Raw genomic sequence first — 20,120 nt, forward strand, 5'->3', positions numbered from 1 at the left:
CGGACACGATGATGCTTCCGGATGAAGGCATTGACGATAGCGGTCTGTTCAAAGGCATTCTGATCCGGTATTTGGTGCAGCTGCACCAGCAATTCCCGGAGAACGCACGGATTCAAGAGGTAATTCTGGTCAATGCCAGGCGGTTATGGGATGAAGGACTGGACAAGGAGCTCGATCTGTGCGGGCCGTCGTGGGAGAAGAAGCCGCAGGTGCCTGTTCAGCTGAGCTCCAGCTCAGCGGCATAATGCTTCTGGAGGGGGCAGCCATCGTTCAGGGTATGAGACGCTAAGCCGTGAGTATGTTCAAATAACGCGAAGCCATTCAAGGAGGCGAGTTCTAATGTCCGAACACAATCATGCCGCTTTTAAAGACGGTGAAGTACGTGCCGAGATGATCCCTGACGTACTGAACCGGATCGACAAGAATGAAAAGGAGAAAATCCTTCAGGATTTCGATGAATTCCGTTCCTATCTGGCGAGCCGCATTCATATGGCGGAAGTGATGGGATTGAATGAAGAACAAATCGCAGTGGCGGCGCAGAAGATTGCAGACTATCTGGCCGGACACGAGCATCCGCATAATGCGGAGGAGCAGCTGCTGCAGGAGCTGTGGAAAGTCGGGCGTGAGGACGAGCGGCATATGCTGGCTCATATGCTTGTCCGCCTGGCTCATTCAGACGGGCATTTGCAATAGAGGCAGGTCCGTCACCAGTTTATCGCGCAAGCAGATAACCGGCCGCCTCTGTCTGGACGCTTAAGCAAAAGAAACAAAGAACACCCGGACCGCCTGAGCATTTCAGGAATCCGGGTGTTTGCGCTTAAAATATCGACCAATCGAAGGTCTCCGACATCGTCTCCAGCAAATGAACGCCGCCTGTGCTGTTCCCCTTTCCGCCCAGGGCAGGTCCAATAATCCCGATGCCGAGCTTGCCGGGGACAAGGGCGAGGATGCCCCCGGACACGCCGCTTTTGGCGGGAATTCCCGCACGGATGGCGAATTCGCCGGAGGCGTTGTACATCCCGCAGGTAATCATGAATGTCTTGGCAACTTGCACGTAACGGCGGGGGACCAGCTGGATGCCTGTCAGCGGATCTGTTCCTCCGCAGGCGAGCAGAAGCGCCATCCGCGCAAGCTGGGCGCACGTGATTTCAACAGCGCAGTGCTTGAAGTAAACATCAAGCACCTCCTCGACATCGGTCGCCGCGTCGAGCACCTCGTTATCCTTCAGGAAGTAGGCCAGCGAACGGTTGCGGTGTGCCGAGGCGGACTCCGAACGGTACACTGCCTCATTATATGCAAGCTCGGCGCCTCCGGCCGCCTCGCGCAGAAACTGCATGATACGCCCTGTCCTGGCTTCCGGCGTAGCCCCATGGATAAGCGAGGTCACGGCGATAGCGCCTGCATTGATCAAGGGGTTGAAGGGCTTTCCCGGTTCTACCAGCTCAAGCTTCAGCATAGAGTTGAAGTCATCGCCGGTCGGCTCCATGCCAACCTTGGCAAACACGCCTTCCTCGCCATTGTCCATGAAAGCGAGAAGAAGAGTAAATACCTTCGAGATGCTCTGCATGGTAAAGGGAAGGTCCGCGTCGCCAGCCGTCGCCGTTTCCCCATCAGGCCCCATGGCAACAATGCCGAGCGCGTCCCCCGGAGCCTTCGCCAGCTCGGGAATATAATGGGCTACTTGTCCCTTTTCCGCATAGATGCGGCTTGCTTCAATCCAGTCCGGAAGCTGTAGACGCAGCTGTTCCATCATTGCCTTCACTTTCCCCTCTGCTTATCGTTTTCCACTCCAGTTTAAGTCCCGCGGCGAGCAAGAAGCAAGCCAAGAGCTTGAAGAAACGGGAAATTTGTGCTACCTCCTGCATAAACATTAGTGTACAATGATGGAAGAATTTCGAACCTATTTTTAGCAGGAGGAGCTATGTTCAAAATATTAGGCTTTATATTTCTGTGGCGGCTGCTCGGCAACCCGTTTCTCGCTCTTCTTGTGCTGCTCATTATCCTATATGCCCTGGACCGCCGGTATGTCGGCCTTTTTCCCAGCTTTGTGAAACCGCTGAAGCGGCGCGGAGCCATCAGGCGGCTGCGTCAGCAGGTAAATATGAATCCCAATGATGTGCCTGCCAAGCATGAGCTGGCCAGGCTGTTAATTGAAAGGAAACAGTATAAGGAAGCCAAGGAGTGGCTGATGCCGCTGCAGGATGCGTTGGAGAATTCAGCGGAGTTCTGGGACGATCTGGGTACATGTCTGGCCCATCTTTCCGAACCGGAGGCAGCGGAGGCGGCGATCGGCAATGCCTTGTCGATCAATCCGAGGGTGAAGTACGGTACGCCTTACCTGACGCTTGCCGCTCTGCATGCCAGAGCCAATCCGGAAGCGGCGATCCGTCATCTGGAGTCGTTCCGCGCGATCCAATCCTCCTCCTGCGAAGCGTATTATCGTTTGGCGCTGCTTTACGACGATCTGGGCCGCAAGGAAGAGGCAGCCAAAGCGCTGCAGGAATGCAAGACGATCTATCGCATGCTGCCGCGCTACAAGAAGCGTCAGGAGCGCAAATGGGTGCTGCGTGCCTCCTTCAAGAAAATCAAATAACCGTACTGGAAAATCGGGGAGTCAGATAAATGCGTCGAAACATCTGGTTATTGGCGATCCTCCTAATTGCTGTTCTTCTTGGCATCAACAACACGATTTATTATTTTACCAGCAAAAACACCCTGGAAGATCGCCTGCGCCATGAGCTGAACGAAGTTGCCCGGCAGATTCAACTGTCCATCGAGCTCTCGCGCACGGGAGCGGAGAAGTACCAGGAGCAGATCGGGCGCGAGCTCCGCGCTGCCTCAATCGCCACCCAGTTTGCTTTGAATCCGGATATTGACAAAGTAACCAATGCCCAGCTCGTCGAGCTCAAAAAAAGGCTGGATATGGCTGATATTACACTGCTTGAGCGTACCCGGGACAACATCGTGCTGTCCAGGTCCTCCAATCCCAATCAGATCGGCTACAAAACGAATACCTGGAAGCCATGGTATGAGGCGTTCAATCAATTATTTGATTACAAGCAGGTTACCGTGCCGTGGGGGCAATCCCTGACAAATTTCTGGACAGGCCCTTTTGAGTTTTCCACGACCGACACGAGCAATATTAATAAATGGGGCTATTACTACGACGGGGGGACCAACTATATCATTGATCCCTTTATCAGCTACGAGAGCAGGCAGCGTGCTTATGATGAAGCTACGGGAGTCAATCAGCTTATCGCCCGCACGCTCAGGGGGAGCGGCTCCCTGCTTGAAATAGCGGTTATCAACCCGCAGACCTTCTCATCCGGGGAAGTTACAACGGTGACCAATAACGGGGATACGCTCAAGCATATGACGCAGAATCCCATTATTAACGGTTCGTATGCCTTCCGGCACAGCGGGGACCAGCTTAATGTCAATCAGGCCAATGAATCCAGCCAAACGGTATGGGTCAATGGCATCATTAATGACAAACATGTTATTAAAGCGTTCATTCCGGTCGATATTGATAAGGTGGCCAGCATGCTGGATGAGAACGGCCTGCCGATCAACCGTTATGTGCTGGCGCTTGTTGCCGATTATCAGCCCATTCAGGATTCGCTGGACAAGCAATTTTTCAATATTGGGCTAATAGTGTTAACGGTGACGCTGCTTAGCCTGATCATTGTCTATCTGACGGTATCCGGATACCGCAAATCGCAGGACAGGCTCGTCCGCCAAACCCAGGAAACGTACGTGGAGGATATTAATCAGCTGTTTCATTCAATCCGGGCGCAGCGGCATGATTTTATGAATCATGTTCAAATGATCCAATCGCTGGCCCAGTTGAACCGGATTGATGATCTCAGAAGCTATGCGGCTGATTTGACTGGCGAAATACATGAAATGAATGATATTCTAAATATCGGCAATCCGGCCATAGCCGCGCTGATCCGATCCAAAATATCGCAGGCGGAGCCGCTCAAAATTCGTCTGGAGACCGGTTTCAGCGACATCAGCAAGCTTCCGCTCGGCTTAAAATCGCTGGATTTGACAAGAATGCTTGGTAATTTAATCGACAACGCCTTTGATGAGGCAGGCCGTTACCCCGAGGATCAGCGGCTCGTCAGGATCATGATGTATGAGAAGGAAGGCTGTATGGAGTTTGCCGTCAGCAACCCGTGCCGCGATGCCGGAAGCCTGCAGGCTAAACCCTTGTTCCAGCCCGGCTACAGCAATAAAGGCGCGGGCCATTCCGGTCTTGGTCTGGCAATTGTGAAGTCGATTGCAGAGCAATACAGCGGTCATGTCCGCATTTCCTTCGATGAGCCGGACATCGTAACGTTCATCATCAGAATTCCCTATTGATTTACACAATTTATATAAAACTTAAGGAGGCAGCAAAAATGCCGGATATGCTGGTTAAGCTGTATGAATTGCCTGAAGGGGAATCACCCGCCGAGTATACGGAGCGTACGGGCGTTACCATAAGGAGGGCGCTTGCGCCAGAGCTGCTGACCATCGCGGAATGGGTCGAGAAGCATTTCAGCAAGTCATGGAGAAGTGAGTGCATGGTGGCGATATCACAGGCGCCGGTGAGCTGCTATATTGCCGTCAAGGACGGGCAGTTGCTAGGCTTCGCTTGTTATGATGCCACCTGCAAGGGTTTTTTTGGTCCTACCGGCGTGGATGAGCAGATGCGCGGTCTTGGCATCGGCAAGCAGCTGTTTCTCGAAACGCTGCGGGGCATGCGCGAAGCGGGCTACGGATACGGCGTTATCGGAGGAGCGGGTCCGGTCGAGTTCTATGCGAAAGTAGTTGGCGCAACCGTCATCGAAGGCTCGGTGCCGGGAATTTATAAAGGCATGCTCAGAAGTTAATACCCGCTGGATAGAACGGAACTCATAAGCATTATTGGCTCTTTACCCGGACGGTTCCGTTCGTGTAAAGGGCTTTTTTGTCAAACGGACGAGCATTCGTGCAGAAAACATGCTTGGCCGCAAGAGGTTGGCGTCAGTCGTTTCTTGTTTGGATGTGGTATAATGAGTGGATGCGTAAAAAGCGAACGGAGGGACGCGGAATGAGCGGATTTTTTCAGCTTGACGAGCAAAGGCTGCATGCGTTTGAATCAAAGCTTGCCGACGTCATGCCTGTTCCCAATCTGGAGAAGGGCTGGGATTTCTACCGCCGTGAAAAGGTGCTCAACGTTCAGGTCATGGACGGCTCGGCGATATATGGAGCTGTGCGCGACACGGATATTTATGCCGTTACCCTGGACGCCGACGACATTAGCTTTAGTACCTGTACCTGTTCCTACAAGGGGTACTGTCAACATATGGCTGCCGTTTATTACGCTTATTGCGAATTTGCCGGAGAGAGCGCCGAAGGGGCTCATAACCGGCTGCTATACGGAGGAGAACTGGTGTCTGTTGATCCTTCCAAGACAGAAAATACTCAAAAACCGGCAGATGCAACTGCTGTACGGCCGGAGGAATGGTTAGGGCAGATGGAGCGCCTGCACGGGGATGTATGGCGGCAGTGCCGGCATTCGCTTCATCCGCTGCAGGCTGTGCTGTCCTCCCTGAAGGGATTGTCCAAGACATGGGAGGAAGGGCTTCGCCGTCTTCACTGGATGCATGCGATCGTATTTGTCATTGAACTGGCGGAGAAAGCTTACTCGGCAACGGACAGCTATAACCGCTATTACTATGAGATGGCATTCGCCCGTATGACCGAGCCTTGGGTGAATCACTATCACGAACTGGCGGGGGAGCTTGAGCCCGGAGCTATGACGGAAGAGGAGCAGGCTGCCCTGCAGAGCCTGCTCGGTATCTTTCACAAGCGTGACATGGACCGCGAGCAGCAGCTGCACCGGTGGGAAATGCTTTATTTTTCCTTATGGGCGAAGCTGGTGGCTTTTCCCGAATGGAGAAGCAGGGAACAGCAGTGGCTTGACGGCGGACGGGCCGGCGGCGATGGACGCCAGGGCACCTTTTATCCCATGGCGCTGGCTTTTCTGGCTTTTGCAGAGGACCGTGACGAGCAGGCTATCTCGCTGCTGGAAGATACCGCATTCAACCGGACGGCGCTGCTCGCATGCGACTGCGCGCTGCAGCGTCTGGAAGACCATGATTGGCTGAAGCTTGAGGCGTGGCTGGGTTATTTGAACAAAGGGCTGCAGATCGAGCGCAAATCCAGAGCCTTTGGCCCCTTTCTGACCATGTGCCGCGTGGCTGACATCAATGAGCCGGGCAATCCGGTCTGGCAGCAGTATCTGATCGCATTTCTGCCTTATTCCTATTCTGCACTGACAGACCATTGGCTGGAGAAGCAGCAGTTTACGGATTGGGCGGATTTGCAGCTTCTTCTGGGCATTGAGCCGGATGAGATTGATGTGCAGGTCATGCGCGAGATTGCCAAGGCGGCGCCCGGCGCGCTTATTCCTCTATACCATCAGTCTATCGATACTTCCATACGTGCCCGCAACAGGCAGGGCTATAAACAGGCTGTCAAAATGATGAAGAAGCTCGAGCGGCTCTACAAATCCGAGAAGAAGCAGGAAATGTGGAGCCGGTATGTCAACGGAATTGTTCACAAGCATCAACGGCTCCGTGCACTGCAGGAAGAGCTCTGGAGGGGAAAAATCATCACATGAGAGGCTACACGGGCGCGGAAACGATTAAAGTGGACGGGTTTTGGAAGGACGGCGAAGGAATAACGCTTGCTGCGGGCCATGCTGCGGGAATAACATTGCGGCTGCGCCATCTGCTTTTTGCCTGGCATGAAGCATCCTGGTACGGCGCGGATATTGATGAGCGCATCGACGAACGTTCAAAACAGACGCAGCTGCCGCTCACGCCGCTGATTGCGATGGATTATCTGTCCTCGCCTGAGCCTGTAAGGCTGCTGCGGGTGGAGTGGACATCAAGAGCCAGGACGCTGATGGACCTTGCCGGGCTTCTGCGCCAGGCACTGTTGGAAGGCTGGTACGGACCGGACTGGTCGCGCTGGACGACTGAGCTCAGAGCGTGGAGGCTGGAGCTGCCGGCTTCAGCGGAAGCGGCAGCTGGACGGCTGGCAGAGCTCCGTCAGCAGCTGGAGGCACAAGGGGATTATGGCACTGACCGGCGCTGGCTGAGCCAGATTGTGGAAGAGCTGATCGGAAGCCATGCGGATGTGGCTTCCAGCTGGAAGGAGACCGCTGCAGAAGCCGGGGAAAGCGCGCTCGTCATGAAAGCGGCCGATGAGGAAGATTGGCTTGTCTCCATCGGATTGAAGCAGGACAATATGCCGTTTCGAACGGCGCTTCAGCTGCTTGAGCCGGATGACACGGCGGGCTGGAGGCTTCGTCCTGCCGTACAGGGCCGCTCTGAAGGCAGCAGCTGGATGACGCTGGAGCGAATCATGCCGGAAGAGCAGCAGCAGGGAAGCAGTCATGAGGCGCAGGCTGCGGAGGGCTCGGGCAGCTTCGACCGGCAGCCCCTGCGGTTTGCCCTTCCGGACGAAGCCCCGTCAGAGTGGCGGATGTACATGGAGCAGCGGCTGCGCAAGGAAGAGGCGAAGTGGGCGGCAGCGCTGCCGGAATGGCTGGAATCTGCTTCTCCGGCTGGAGAAGGTGAGGCTGTTTCTCCCGGTAAGGTTGCCGAAACGGCTTCTGCCCGGGATGAGGACACTGTCGAAGGGTTCATCAAGACGGAGCTTAGCGACAATGAAGCCTGGCTGTTTCTGGAACAGGCCAGCGTCAAGCTGCTGGCAATAGGCTGCTCCGTGCTGCTTCCCGGCTGGTGGGAAGCAGTGCGCAGCCGCAAGCTGCGGCTGAAGGCGAAGGTGAAATCCTCGGTCGGTTCTTCGGAGCAGTCGATGTTCGGACTGCAGCAGATTGTTGATTTTGACTGGAAGCTTGCGGTCGGCAATGTCGATATGAGCGAAGCGGAATTCATGCAGCTTGCCCAGGATAACAGGCGGTTGATGCGCATTGGCGGGGAATGGGTCCATCTGGATCCGGATGACGTGGAGCGGCTGCGCAAATGGCTGCGCAAAAGCGGGGGCAGAACCGATTTCACAATGCGCGATGTGCTGGAAATGCATTTGCGCGGCGGGACGGAGCTTGAGCCGCAGCGTGAGGATGAGGATGCGCTGGAGGCAGAGGTTGAGCTGAATGAGCATTTGGCGGCATGGATCGGCAAGCTGAGCGAATCGTCAGAGCTTCCCCTGGTGGAGAAGCCTGCCGCTTTCCATGGCGAGCTGCGGCATTACCAGCTTCAGGGGGTTTCCTGGCTAGCTTTCCTGCGGAAATTCGGAATCGGCGGCTGTCTGGCGGATGATATGGGACTTGGCAAAACGATTCAGTTCACCGCATATCTGCAGCATGTAATGGAGCATGAGGGGCTTGGCCCCTCGCTTCTGATCTGTCCGACCTCCGTTATCGGCAACTGGGAGAAGGAGCTGGAACGGTTCGCTCCCTCGCTTCGCCTGCATGTTCATTACGGGCCAAGACGGTTAAGAGGCGAAGAATTCGCTGCTGCTGCGGCCGATTCCGATCTGGTTATCAGCTCCTATGCGCTGGCGCCCATAGACGAAGATGATCTGGGTGCGGTCAATTGGGATGTAATCTGTCTGGACGAGGCGCAAAATATTAAAAATTATTACACCAAGCAATCCACCGCGATCCGGGGGCTGCGTGCGAACCACCGCATTGCGCTGACAGGCACGCCGATGGAAAACAGGCTGACGGAGCTCTGGTCGATCTATGATTTTACCAATCCCGGTTATCTGGGCAGTCTGGGAGAATTCCGCAGGGCCGTCGTGCTGCCCATTGAACGGGAGCGGGATCCTGCGCTTATCGCCGAGCTGCAGCGCTGGGTCAATCCTTTCATGCTCCGCCGGGTCAAGAAGGACCCCGCCATACAGCTGGCGCTGCCTGAGAAGAACGAGATGCAAACCTATCTGCAGCTGACTGTGGAGCAGGGCGCATTGTATGAGAATATCGTATCCGAGCTGCTCGGCAAGCTGGAATCCCTTGGCGCCATGCAGCGGCGCGGGCTTATTCTCTCAACGCTGACCCGTCTGAAGCAGGTTTGCGATCATCCCAATCTGCTCATCAAGGAGGACGGGGCATTGTCCCCCGCGGCGTGGGATCCGGAACGGTCCAACAAGGTGCTACGGCTGCTTGAAATGACGGAGGAAATCGCCGCCGAAGGGGAGCGCTGCCTCATATTCACGCAGTATGTGGAGATGGGGGCTATGCTGAAGCGGCTGCTTGAAGAGCGGCTGGGTGTGCCGACTCCTTATCTTTATGGGGGCGTGCCCAAGGCCGGACGCGATGCGATGATCGCCGACTTCCAGGATGAGAAGACCCCGGGCTGCGCATTCGTATTGTCGCTGAAGGCGGGAGGGATCGGACTTAATCTGACCGCTGCCAATCATGTCTTCCATTTCGACCGCTGGTGGAATCCTGCGGTTGAGAATCAGGCGACCGACCGCGCATTCCGCATAGGCCAGACGCGCAATGTGCAGGTGCATAAATTTGTCACGCTCGGCACGCTGGAAGAGCGGATAGACGATATGATTACGCGCAAGCAGGTGCTCAACGACCAGGTCGTGGGGCAATCCGAGAACTGGATTACGGAGCTGTCCACCGACGAGCTGCGCGATCTGTTTTCCTTAAGGAAGCATAAATTGAAGGGCTAGTCACTGAAAGCGGGGTGCGCGGAAGGCATGGCAGAACAGCCAGACAATGGGAAGCAAGAGCTTCCTGGAGACGAACAAGCTGCAGCTATGGAGAGATCGCTGGAAGATGAAGCCAAAAAGCGGCGGAGCCGCACGCCTGGATCGCTCCATGCCGGCGATGAGCCTGGCGAAGAGCCTCCGCAATCAGCGGATGAGACGGAGGAGCAGATTGGGCCGGCTGAAGCATCGCCGCACTGGAAATCCTTCTACCGGTCAGTCAGCAGGGCCGTGGCAGACATGCGGCCGAAGCCATAGAGGGCTCGGCCTATTGTATGAAGGGCTGTCTTGGTTATTGGAAATCAAATCATAATGCGAGCAGCCTCTTAATTCCGGACGCTTCCAGCGGCGAAATGACAAGGCTGCTCGTGATTTCCGTTAACAGTCCGCCGACTATACCCGAGGGAACCAACTGAACTTAAAGTGCGTACTTTCTATTTAAAGCGTTATCATCTATCATTTAGAATGAATCTATTTGCGAGGGAGAGATGATATTCGTTATGAAGTACACGTATTTAGGACGATCGGGATTAAAGGTCAGCCGGCTTTGCCTTGGAACGATGAACTTTGGCGTGGAGACAGACGAGAAGGAATCGTTTCGCATAATGGACGCAGCGCTGGACGCTGGAATTAATTTTTTTGACACTGCCAACGGGTATGGCGGAAGCGGACATCAGGGCCGTACCGAGGAAATTATCGGGAAATGGTTCAGCCAGGGCGGAGGCCGCCGCGAGCATACCGTTCTCGCTACGAAAGTATATGGCAATATGGGCGATAAAAGCGACGGACCTAATGATGAACGGGGATTATCGGCTTACAAAATCCGCCGTCACCTGGAGGGCTCGCTGCGCCGTCTGCAAACCGACCATGTTGAGTTATATCAAATGCACCATGTTGACCGCAATGTCAGCTGGGAAGAGCTGTGGGGCGCTTTTGAAACAGCCGTTTCGCAAGGGAAAATCGGCTATGTCGGCTCAAGCAACTTTGCCGGTTGGGATATAGCCGTTGCTCAAGGCGAAGCCAAGGCGAGAGGGATTCTCGGTCTGGTCTCCGAGCAGCATAAATACAATCTGCTGTGCCGTCTGCCGGAGCTTGAAGTGCTTCCGGCATCGAAAAGCCTTGGACTTGGCGTGATTCCATGGAGTCCGCTGGATGGCGGCTTGCTGGCGGGCAACGCGTTGCGCGGCGGTGGTGGAAACCGAAGCGGCAATATGGAGCGCTTCGAGAAGTTCCGTCCCCAGCTGGAAGCCTACAAAGGCTTCTGCGATGAGCTTGGCGAGCGCGAGGATGTCGTTTCCCTGGCCTGGCTGCTGGCAAATCCGGCAGTTGCCGCACCGATCACGGGCGTGCGCACGCTGGAGCAGTTCGAACGGACGCTCCGCGCAGTCGAGCTTGAGCTGGATGAATCGGCATTGAAGCGGATCGATGAGATATTCCCGGGACCTGGCGGCGATGCGCCGAAGGCCTACGCCTGGTAATTGAATAGTTAATCGAGCCCGGCCCGCAGGAGGTTGCCTCCTGCGGGCCGTTTTATGTGTTGAGAAGCAAAAGGTTAACTTTATAGATGAGTACCTATGCCGCATGATATATTGTACAATGATTTCAAAATTGCTCAGCTAAAATATGCCGGGAAAGACATGTGCTTAACCTCCGGATCAGACGGACTCTTGTTATTTCCACTGGATCCTTGAGCGACAGCCATATTACATATCTGGGGGAGGAGGTGCCGGAATGAAAAAGGGTTTTGCGGTTTATGCGGGCGCTGCCTTGTTGATCGTTCTTGTTCTGTCAGGCTGCGGCACTGGCAAGGAAGCATCGAACGCCCAGGTTGAAGCCAATCCCTCGGTTCAGACAATCAAGCTTTCGCTACGGCATACGCAAATCAAGGAGACAAGCAAGGTGCGGCTGAGGATCTTTCAGGATGTGGTCGCCAAGACCGAACGGGAGAATCCCGGGCTTCATTTTGAGCTGGAGGGCATCGACGAGGTCGTGAACCGGGATCAGAAGCTGAAGGGGGAAATGGCTGTCGGCAATCCACCGGACATATTCGAGGTGTTCGGGGGTGCTGATCTTCATCTCTATGTAAAAGCCAACCGTATGCTGGATCTGACTCCGATCCTCATGGAGCTGGGTATAGCCTCCAAGTTCTCCAGCCTGGATGAATTCACGGTCGATGGCCGGGTCTACGGCCTGCCCTTCGGAGGCTACAGCGAAGGCATTTTTTATAACAAGAAAATCTTTGCCGAACTGGGCTTGTCGATCCCAACGACATGGAATGATTTGATTGCAACAGCCGATACATTAAAAGCAAAAGGCTTGACCCCGTTCGCACTGGCTGCGAAGGATCCCTGGGCGGCCGGGATGATGTGGAACACGATCATGGAGCGGAACGTCGGGATTGATGGATTCGAAAAGCTGCTCACCGGTGAAGCCAGGTGGACCGATCCCGATTTTGTCCGGGGCTTTGAGGATTATGCGCAGCTTGTCAACAACGATTATTTCACCGACGGCTCGCTGGGGCTTCCCTACGCAGAGCAAAGCTCCAGATTCCTCAAAGGGGAAGCGGCTATGATATTTACGGGCACGTGGGATGTGAACCGTTTCACCGGAGCGGAAGCGGGCGATTTGGACGGCAGCATCGGCTATTTTGCTTTTCCGGCGGTCGAAGGCGGCAAGGGGGATCAAACCTCTATTAATGCCAGCTACTCCAACGGCTTCGGGTTCTCGGCGAATCTGAGCAGCGGCCAGAAGGAGATGGTGAAGGCGTTTATCAAAAATTTCTACACCGAAGAGGTACAGAAGCGCACGTTGCTCGAAGATAAGCTGCTGCCCTCCATGAAGCTTTCGGATTTGTCCGGTGTAGACCCGCTGATCTCGGAGGTGCTGAAGGCCATGGTGAATGCCAGCTCATCCTGGAGAGCCTTCGACGCGATTTTACAACCCGGCGTCAGCGCGGATATCGGGGTAGGCCTGCAGGAGCTGATCGGTCAAGTGAAAAGTCCGGAAGACGTGGCCCAGCAGCTCCAGACCGCGCAGGACAAAGCCAATCACCCCTGATTTATCGAAAAGTGTCAAATATTACCCGGGAAATCATGGAAGCGCCAGATAGAATCGGAATTAAAGGAGCCTGCCTGCGATGAATTTGCGGCCCAAGCTGCTGCTTGCTTTTATCGGATTGATTGTTGTTCCGCTGGTCGCTCTGGGAATTGCCTCCTTCGTCAATTCGGAGCGTCTCCTGGAGAAGAAATACAGCGAGCAAACGGAAATTACATTGAAGGCAGTCGGGGGCAATATCCGATATTTTTTCAAGGAGCTTGACCAACTGACGGATTCAAGCGTCACCAGCTCCTATGTGCAGGATGCGCTCCGCAGCTCGCTTGATCCAAGGGGAGATGCCAGCAGTCTTATTGCAATCGGGCAATATGAAAAGTCGCTTGGGCGGATTTTGTTTCAGAATCCGGCACTCAGCATGATCTTGCTGTATGGCAAGGACGGCTCGATTTTCAAATCCTCGCGCAATGATCCGACAAATTTCCGCCCGATTTCCTATGAGCTGCTGCAGAGCCACCCCATCTACAAGGATGTGATGAAGAAGAACGGCCTTCCTGTCTGGATCGGTCCATATGAGCAGCAGGAGCTGACGGGCAGTGATCTTTCTTTGTTCACTCAGATGCGGCTGGTCAAAGACTACGAAACCTTGAATGACCGGGGGATTATGATCACACAGGTCAAAACCAATGAAATTGACAGCATGCTTCAGGATTTCGCGCTGCCAAGCGAGGAGCAGACCAAGACGCGTTACCTGATTGTGAACCGGGACGGCCTGGTCATGCTGGACAGCCTTCATGCTCTGGAAGGCAAGCAGGCGGATTCGCAGACGACTCTCAAGCTGCAGGGAACAGAGCGTTATGCCAGCCAGCGGTCATCCTTTGGCGATGAGGATTCTCTGGTCTCGGCTTACAATCTGGATCGCAATGGTTGGGTATTGGTATCCGTGAAATCATGGCAGTCCCTGACCAGCGAGAATATCAGATTCGTGCAGTGGATCGGCGGCATTACCCTGCTGTGCCTGGTCTCGGCGGTGCTGTTCAATATTTTCTTCGTCAGCCGGGTAGCCAAGGCAATTATTCGGGTTGTCCGCAAGATGCGGCTGGTGGAGCAGGGTATGCTCGATATCCGAGTACCGGCCGCCGGCCGCGATGAAACGGTACTGCTGGCACGCAGCTTCAACAGCATGGTGGAGACGATCAGCCGTTTGCTGCGTGAGGTGCGGACTGAGCAGGAGAGGAAACAGCGGGCGGAGATGATGCTGATGCAGGCACAGATCAAGCCGCATTTTCTGTTCAACACCCTGGAATCGATCAACGCAATGGCCGCTCAGAATGAAGGAGCCAAGATTATGCAGATGGTCCGCAGACTCAGCAATCTGCTTCGTACAAGCATGCATCAATCGGAGGTTATTGCCGTCCGGCAGGAGGTTGAGCATGTGCGAAGCTATCTGGAAATTCAGACATACAGATTCGAGGAGTTATTCACCTATAACCTGGATGTTGAGGAGGAAGTGCTGGATTACGAGGTGCTCAAGCTGACTCTGCAGCCGCTGGTGGAAAACTGCATTCAGCATGGTTTTGAAGGACTTGAAGGGGTCGGTTTAATTGCGATTGCCGCAAGGCTCAGGGAAGGCGCCGTGGAGTTCGAGATTAAGGATAACGGAATCGGCATGAATGAAGCGGCGCTCAGACGCTTGGGCGGCGAGGAACAGGAGAACCCAGGTCTGGCCGATGCTGCCGAGCTCGGCGAGCGGCGCGGACTTGGGCTGCGGAATGTAGCCGACCGTCTGCGAATCCATTACGGCCCGGCATACGGGCTGCGCATATGCAGTCAGGAAGGGTACGGCACAGTTATCCGTATCCGGATACCGCGAAGCAGAGGTGATGAGATGTGAACGGAAAAGTTCTTCTGGTGGATGACGAGCGCCATATTACCCGCAATCTGGAGAAGGTTATCCCTTGGGAAACGCTGGGCCTGAAGATTGCCGGCACGGCGAGGAACGGAGTAGAAGCGCTTAAACAGCTGCAGGCGGAGCCTGTCGATCTCGTCCTGTGCGATATCCGCATGCCTGTTATGGACGGGCTTGAGCTGATCCGCCATATCAGGGAACAGGGGATGAACTGCGATATTATTATGCTGTCGGGTTATCAGGATTTTGCGTATACCCGTACCGCCATGCAGTTCGGGGTCAAGGATTATGTGCTGAAGCCGATCCCCTACGACGAGCTGACGGAAGTTATTGCCCGCGTCATGGCCGGACAGCGCGGCAAACGGCTGCAGGTGAAGGAAGAAGAACAGGGGCTGGGCTCCGAAGCGGCGGGGTCTTCCGATAAGCGGAAGCAGACGCAGCGATTGATGATTGAGGCCCGCGCCTATATGGACCTGCATTTGTTCCGTGACCTGAGTGTCGAAGAGGCGGCTACCCATGCAGGACTTTCCTGCTCGCATTTCAGCCTGCTGTTCAAGCAGACTTATGGCGAAACCTTTATTGAATACGTGACGCGCCAGCGTATGGAGAAAGCCAAGTCGATGCTTGTGCATTCCCCCAAAAGCGTTGCCCAAATCGCCAAGGAAGTGGGTTATGCCGAGCGGCGTTATTTTACGAAGGTATTTATGAGATACACCGGGGAGAATCCGACGGAATTCCGCCTGAATCATCCCGGAGGCTAGGGGGACGGACGAAGGATCATAATAAAATAAAAAGCCGGCTTCACAGGGAAGTCGGCTGATAGTCAGGCTTGAAATTTATTGTTAGGAATTTGGTGGATATTATTGATTGAAAAAGGCGTTTGTGATACAATATCGGTTATGGTATCATAATAAACTCATGTAGATTTATGATAGCACTTTATCAATTCTCTGTCAAGCGCGAAAAAGTGCTCGGAGCGGCCGCAAAATGGTTTCCATAGAGAGGGAGCTGGATTATGGAGAACGATTATCTAAAGCAATCAGATACGGATCTTACGCTTGAACAGACGAAGGAACTATTGATCGAGCAAGGCAAGAAGGGCTCTTCGCTCAGCGACAAGACGATTATTGAGAAGCTCGCTCCTTTTGACCAGGACACGCAGGATATCGATGATTTTTTTGAACAGCTGTCCGAGCTGGGGATTGAAGTGGAGCATGAAGCCATCGACGATGCGCCGAAGGAGCCGGGCGACCGGGATCTGGACGAGCTGAATTACGGCGATGACCTGACACTGCCTCCCGGCATCAAGATCAATGATTCCGTCCGCATGTATTTAAAGGAAATCGGTCGTGTTCCGCTGCTCTCGGCGCTTGATGAGGTGGACCTGGCGAAAAGAATCAACCTTGGAGATGAAGAAGCAAAGCGCAGACTGGCGGAAGCGAATTTGCGTCTTGTTGTCAGTATAGCGCGAAGATATGTAGGGCGTGGCATGCTGTTCCTTGATTTGATCCAGGAAGGCAATATGGGTCTGATCAAGGCAGTGGACAAGTTCGATTATACAAAAGGCTTCAAGTTCAGCACTTATGCCACCTGGTGGATTAGACAGGCCATTACCCGCTCCATTGCGGATCAGGCCAGAACGATTCGGATTCCTGTTCATATGGTGGAGACGATCAACAAATATGTACGCATCTCCAGACAGCTGCTTCAGGAGCTCGGACGTGAGCCTTTCCCCGAGGAAATTGCCAAGGAAATGGAGCTGACACCGGAGAAGGTCCGCGATATCATGAAAATATCGCAGGAGCCGGTATCGCTTGAAACTCCTATTGGCGAAGAAAATGATTCCAATCTGGGCGACTTTATTGAGGATCAGGATGCGCCCGCCCCAGCGGATGCCGCTGCCTTTGAACTGCTGAAGGATCAGCTGAAGGATGTGCTCGACACGCTCTCGGAGCGCGAGGAAAACGTGCTTCGCCTGCGGTTCGGGATCGATGACGGGCGTACGCGGACCCTTGAAGAGGTAGGCAAAGTGTTCGGCGTGACCCGCGAGCGTATTCGTCAGATTGAAGCGAAGGCGCTGCGCAAGCTCAGGCATCCGAGCCGGAGCAAACGGCTGAAGGAATTTCTGGATTAGCTTACGGGAGCGTGCTTTCTGGTTTATCATTAGCCTGAGGGAGGGAATCGTATGGAAGCAGGTTTTGTCATACGTTGTCTGAATTGCGGCGAGGAATATAAAGTGACTCCCGGCAAGCGTGCATTCCGGAACGAGCGGATCGTGTTTGGCACCGATAATTACGGCGCTGACCAGATCTCCTGCGAATGCGGCAATGCTATTGAAGAGCACAGCAAATATGAAGGTGAATCCTTTGAAGGCGAGTTCCTGGTGGAGTGGCGGGATAACTCGAAGTAAGAAGGGTATTTTATAGTTTTGCGAACTAAAAAGTTGTTCCCAGGCCATTTTAATGGCTGGGGACAACTTTTTTATTTTTGTTGATGGACGGGGGCAGTGTCTTCCGTTATGATATAATCAAAGTGTTGGATTAATTAAAATTATGGCAGGGGGCTATAAGCGGATATGGCGATCCCATCTTCACAGAGGCAGCTAAAGCGGATCAATGAATCCATTGTCCTACACGCCATAAGGCAGCAGGCCCCCATTTCCAGGGCTGCGCTTGTGGACTATACCGGCCTAAGCCCACAGACACTTACCAATGTTGTCCGCCGCTTTATGGAGGAGGGGCTGCTGAAGGAGACAGGTACGGCAGGGACCGGAGGGCGCGGGCGAAACCGGGTGCAGCTGGAGCTTCGCGCCGAAGGAGCTTATGCCATCGGGTTTTGCATGGAGCGTGACAGCTTGTCCAAGGCGCTGGTCGATCTCCGGGGTCATGTGATCCATTATGAATGCGAGCCGATTCCTGCGCAGGAATCTCCAATGCAAACGATGGACCGTATGACCGCTTATGCGTCGTCCATCCTGAAAGGGGCCGAATATGCTTCCATCCGCGACAAAATAGTCGGGGTTGGAATCGGCACGCCCGGTCCGATCGACTACGTCCACGGAGAAGTGGTATCACCTCCTGATTATGAAGCCTGGTCCCGTATTCCGATCCGGGACCATCTGCACGGGGAGCTTGGCTGTCCGGTCGTGATCGACAACAGCTCCACGGTAGCGGCCATCGGCGAGCATTGGGCGGGGAGATGGGGGACGGATTCTTTTTTGTATGCGTATTGGGGGATGGGGATTGGCGGCGGTCTGGTTGCCGGCGATGAAATATATCGGGGGCAGAGCGGGAATGCCGTTGAGCTGGGCCATATTATCGTAGAGAGCAATGGGCGGCCATGCCTATGCGGCGGATATGGCTGTCTGGAGGCCTATGCTTCGATACCTGCTCTGCTGCGTGAGGCTTCGGCCTACGGTGATTTTCCGGATATACGCCAGCTAGTCCAAGCGGCAAAGCCGGGCACCGTGTTCATGGAAATCGTAAGCCGCGCTGCCGGATATATGGCACAGGCCATGGTCACAGCGGTCAATCTGCTTGATGTGGATTTAATCGTGCTGGGCGGGGATCATTTTCACCTGGCAGAGGAGATTTTTCTGCCGGTCTTGAGGGAGAGGGTGGAGGCGCAGCCGCTTCGCGCCAGAGTTGCTCAAGTGCGCATCGGTGTTTCTGCCCTGAAGCAGGAGGCCGGAGCGATTGGAGCAGCTTCGCTAGTGTTCCACGAGCTGCTGCTTTAGCCAACGAAAAAAGAGAGGATGATAAAAGATGAGTCTTCTTGCCGGAATCGACATCGGAGGAACCAAATGTGCGGTCAGTCTGGGACAGGAGCGCATGGGCGGAATTGATATCATCGCCAAGAAGCGTTTTGCAACCCCTCCAAGTCCTGAGCTTGCTCTTGCGCGCATCGAAGAAGCGTTGAGGCAGCTGCTGGCGGAAATGGCGGGCACCTATGAAGAAGAAGGCCATAATAATAGGCAGGCTCTTGCAGGTATCGGAATCAGCTGCGGCGGGCCGCTGGACAGCAGGCGGGGGATCATATTGTCTCCCCCTAATTTGCCTGGATGGGATGGCATTGAGGTCGTGGACTATTTTTCCAGACGGTTTCAGGTTCCTGCAGGATTGCAAAACGATGCCAATGCTTGCGCCGTTGCGGAATGGAAATGGGGTGCGGGCAGGGGGCTCGAGAATGTTATTTTTCTGACCTTCGGGACGGGGATGGGCTCAGGTCTGATCCTGAACGGCCGTCTGTACTCGGGAACCAATGACATGGCCGGTGAAGTCGGGCATATGCGGATTGAAGACGAGGGGCCGGTCGGTTACGGAAAAACAGGCTCGTTCGAGGGCTTCTGCAGCGGAGGCGGCATTGCCCGGCTTGCTCAGGCGAAAGCCGTCGAAGCCCATGCAAGGGGAGAGCGTCCGGCATATTGTCCGCAAGCGTCGGATCTGGCCGGGGTAACAGCGGAGCGTGTCGGCCTGTCGGCGCGGCAGGGCGATCCGCTTGCGGTCGAGGTGTTCCGCCTGGTGGGCAGCAAGCTTGGAAAAGGCCTGTCCCTGCTGATTGATGTTTTGAATCCGCAGCTGATTGTCATAGGCAGCATCTATGCGCGCCAGCAGGTGCTGCTGGATGAGACGCTCTTCGAGGTGCTGAAGGCAGAGACGCTGCCGTATTCCCTGGATGTATGCCGCATCGTTCCGGCTGCGCTTGGCGAGCAGATCGGAGATTATGCCAGCTTGTCCGTAGCCGCTTATCAACTGGAACAACTAAGAGAGGGGTAAACCTAATGGTAATCAAACCTGTATTTTCTGCTTTAACGTCAAAATATCCCGAGCTTGACAGCTGCCTGTCCGATATAGGGAAGGCTTATGAGCTGCTGGAAGGCAGCTACAGCATGGGCGGCCAGGTGCTTGTGTGCGGCAATGGCGGGAGTGCTTCCGACAGTGAGCATATAGTCGGGGAGCTGATGAAGGGGTTTATGCAGAAGCGGCCGGTTCCGGCGGCTTTTCGTGAGGAGGTCGGGGCTTTATTCCCGGGCGAGGAAGCAGAGATTTGCGATAATCTGCAGGGCGCTCTCCCCGCAATTTCGCTGGTCAGCCATACGGCGCTGATGACTGCCTTCATGAATGATGTTTCGGCGGATATGGTGTTTGCCCAGCAGGTTTACGGCTATGGCAGACCCGGTGACGCTCTGATCGGTCTGAGCACCTCCGGCAATTCCCGCAACGTGATCCGCGCTCTTCAAGTTGCCAAAGCCAAAGGGATGAAGACGATCGGTCTGACGGGGAGAACAGGCGGAAGAATGAAAGAGCTGTGCGATGCGGTCATTTGTGTGCCATGGGACAGCACCCCCGATATTCAGGAGCGGCATCTGCCCATCTACCACGCCTTATGCATCGCACTGGAGGATCGGTTTTTCAGCCTGTACTCAGAATGAGCA

At 54.6% G+C, this 20,120-nt stretch carries 18 protein-coding genes; 17 read left to right on the top strand and 1 reads right to left on the bottom strand.

Features of this window, described 5'->3' with window-relative positions:
- The first annotated feature begins 8 nt into the window (after window positions 1-8).
- Both AC0YOB_RS09375 and AC0YOB_RS09380 read left to right on the top strand, forming a co-directional pair.
- On the top strand, window positions 9-245 hold the full coding sequence (locus tag AC0YOB_RS09375; RefSeq protein WP_475792614.1) for a hypothetical protein: 237 nt from the start codon (window positions 9-11) through the stop codon (window positions 243-245).
- A gap of 94 nt (window positions 246-339) precedes the next feature.
- On the top strand, window positions 340-693 hold the full coding sequence (locus tag AC0YOB_RS09380; protein ID WP_475792615.1) for a DUF3243 family protein: 354 nt from the start codon (window positions 340-342) through the stop codon (window positions 691-693).
- 124 nt (window positions 694-817) lie between these two features.
- On the opposite strand, the gene glsA is transcribed toward AC0YOB_RS09380, so the two are convergent.
- A complete protein-coding gene (glsA, locus tag AC0YOB_RS09385) occupies window positions 818-1,753 on the bottom strand; it encodes a glutaminase A (protein WP_475792616.1) in 936 nt (311 codons plus the stop codon).
- A 168-nt stretch (window positions 1,754-1,921) separates the two neighbouring features.
- On the opposite strand from glsA, the gene AC0YOB_RS09390 reads away from it, so the two are divergent.
- From AC0YOB_RS09390 to AC0YOB_RS09460, 15 genes are all read left to right on the top strand, one after another.
- The gene (locus AC0YOB_RS09390; RefSeq protein WP_475792617.1) at window positions 1,922-2,593 is read left to right on the top strand and encodes a tetratricopeptide repeat protein; all 672 of its coding nucleotides are present in this window, start codon (window positions 1,922-1,924) and stop codon (window positions 2,591-2,593) included.
- A 29-nt stretch (window positions 2,594-2,622) separates the two neighbouring features.
- A complete protein-coding gene (locus AC0YOB_RS09395; RefSeq protein WP_475792618.1) occupies window positions 2,623-4,368 on the top strand; it encodes a sensor histidine kinase in 1,746 nt (581 codons plus the stop codon).
- Between the two features lie 38 nt (window positions 4,369-4,406).
- A complete protein-coding gene (locus AC0YOB_RS09400) occupies window positions 4,407-4,880 on the top strand; it encodes a GNAT family N-acetyltransferase (protein ID WP_475792619.1) in 474 nt (157 codons plus the stop codon).
- 200 nt (window positions 4,881-5,080) lie between these two features.
- Complete coding sequence (locus AC0YOB_RS09405; protein WP_475792620.1) at window positions 5,081-6,655, top strand: SWIM zinc finger family protein; 1,575 nt, start codon at window positions 5,081-5,083, stop codon at window positions 6,653-6,655.
- Window positions 6,652-9,690, top strand: coding sequence for a DEAD/DEAH box helicase (locus AC0YOB_RS09410; protein WP_475792621.1), 3,039 nt, complete (start codon window positions 6,652-6,654; stop codon window positions 9,688-9,690). The genes AC0YOB_RS09405 and AC0YOB_RS09410 overlap by 4 nt, the downstream gene beginning before the upstream one ends.
- Window positions 9,691-9,717: 27 nt before the next feature.
- Complete coding sequence (locus AC0YOB_RS09415) at window positions 9,718-9,984, top strand: hypothetical protein (protein ID WP_475792622.1); 267 nt, start codon at window positions 9,718-9,720, stop codon at window positions 9,982-9,984.
- A 242-nt stretch (window positions 9,985-10,226) separates the two neighbouring features.
- Complete coding sequence (locus AC0YOB_RS09420; protein ID WP_210037269.1) at window positions 10,227-11,204, top strand: aldo/keto reductase; 978 nt, start codon at window positions 10,227-10,229, stop codon at window positions 11,202-11,204.
- A 253-nt stretch (window positions 11,205-11,457) separates the two neighbouring features.
- On the top strand, window positions 11,458-12,783 hold the full coding sequence (locus AC0YOB_RS09425) for an ABC transporter substrate-binding protein (protein WP_475792623.1): 1,326 nt from the start codon (window positions 11,458-11,460) through the stop codon (window positions 12,781-12,783).
- 79 nt (window positions 12,784-12,862) lie between these two features.
- A complete protein-coding gene (locus AC0YOB_RS09430; RefSeq protein WP_475792624.1) occupies window positions 12,863-14,671 on the top strand; it encodes a sensor histidine kinase in 1,809 nt (602 codons plus the stop codon).
- A complete protein-coding gene (locus AC0YOB_RS09435; RefSeq protein WP_475792625.1) occupies window positions 14,668-15,447 on the top strand; it encodes a response regulator transcription factor in 780 nt (259 codons plus the stop codon). The genes AC0YOB_RS09430 and AC0YOB_RS09435 overlap by 4 nt, the downstream gene beginning before the upstream one ends.
- A 254-nt stretch (window positions 15,448-15,701) precedes the next feature.
- Window positions 15,702-16,820, top strand: a complete 1,119-nt coding sequence (gene rpoD, locus AC0YOB_RS09440; protein ID WP_210037273.1) for an RNA polymerase sigma factor RpoD — start codon at window positions 15,702-15,704, stop codon at window positions 16,818-16,820.
- 51 nt (window positions 16,821-16,871) lie between these two features.
- The gene (locus AC0YOB_RS09445; protein ID WP_475769216.1) at window positions 16,872-17,096 is read left to right on the top strand and encodes a hypothetical protein; all 225 of its coding nucleotides are present in this window, start codon (window positions 16,872-16,874) and stop codon (window positions 17,094-17,096) included.
- 165 nt (window positions 17,097-17,261) lie between these two features.
- Window positions 17,262-18,422, top strand: a complete 1,161-nt coding sequence (locus AC0YOB_RS09450; RefSeq protein WP_475789776.1) for an ROK family transcriptional regulator — start codon at window positions 17,262-17,264, stop codon at window positions 18,420-18,422.
- Window positions 18,423-18,450: 28 nt separating this feature from the next.
- The gene (locus AC0YOB_RS09455) at window positions 18,451-19,461 is read left to right on the top strand and encodes an ROK family protein (RefSeq protein WP_475792626.1); all 1,011 of its coding nucleotides are present in this window, start codon (window positions 18,451-18,453) and stop codon (window positions 19,459-19,461) included.
- Between the two features lie 5 nt (window positions 19,462-19,466).
- Window positions 19,467-20,117, top strand: coding sequence for a D-sedoheptulose-7-phosphate isomerase (locus AC0YOB_RS09460; protein ID WP_475792627.1), 651 nt, complete (start codon window positions 19,467-19,469; stop codon window positions 20,115-20,117).
- Window positions 20,118-20,120: the final 3 nt, after the last annotated feature.

Source organism: Paenibacillus sp. JT31N17, assembly GCF_056269255.1.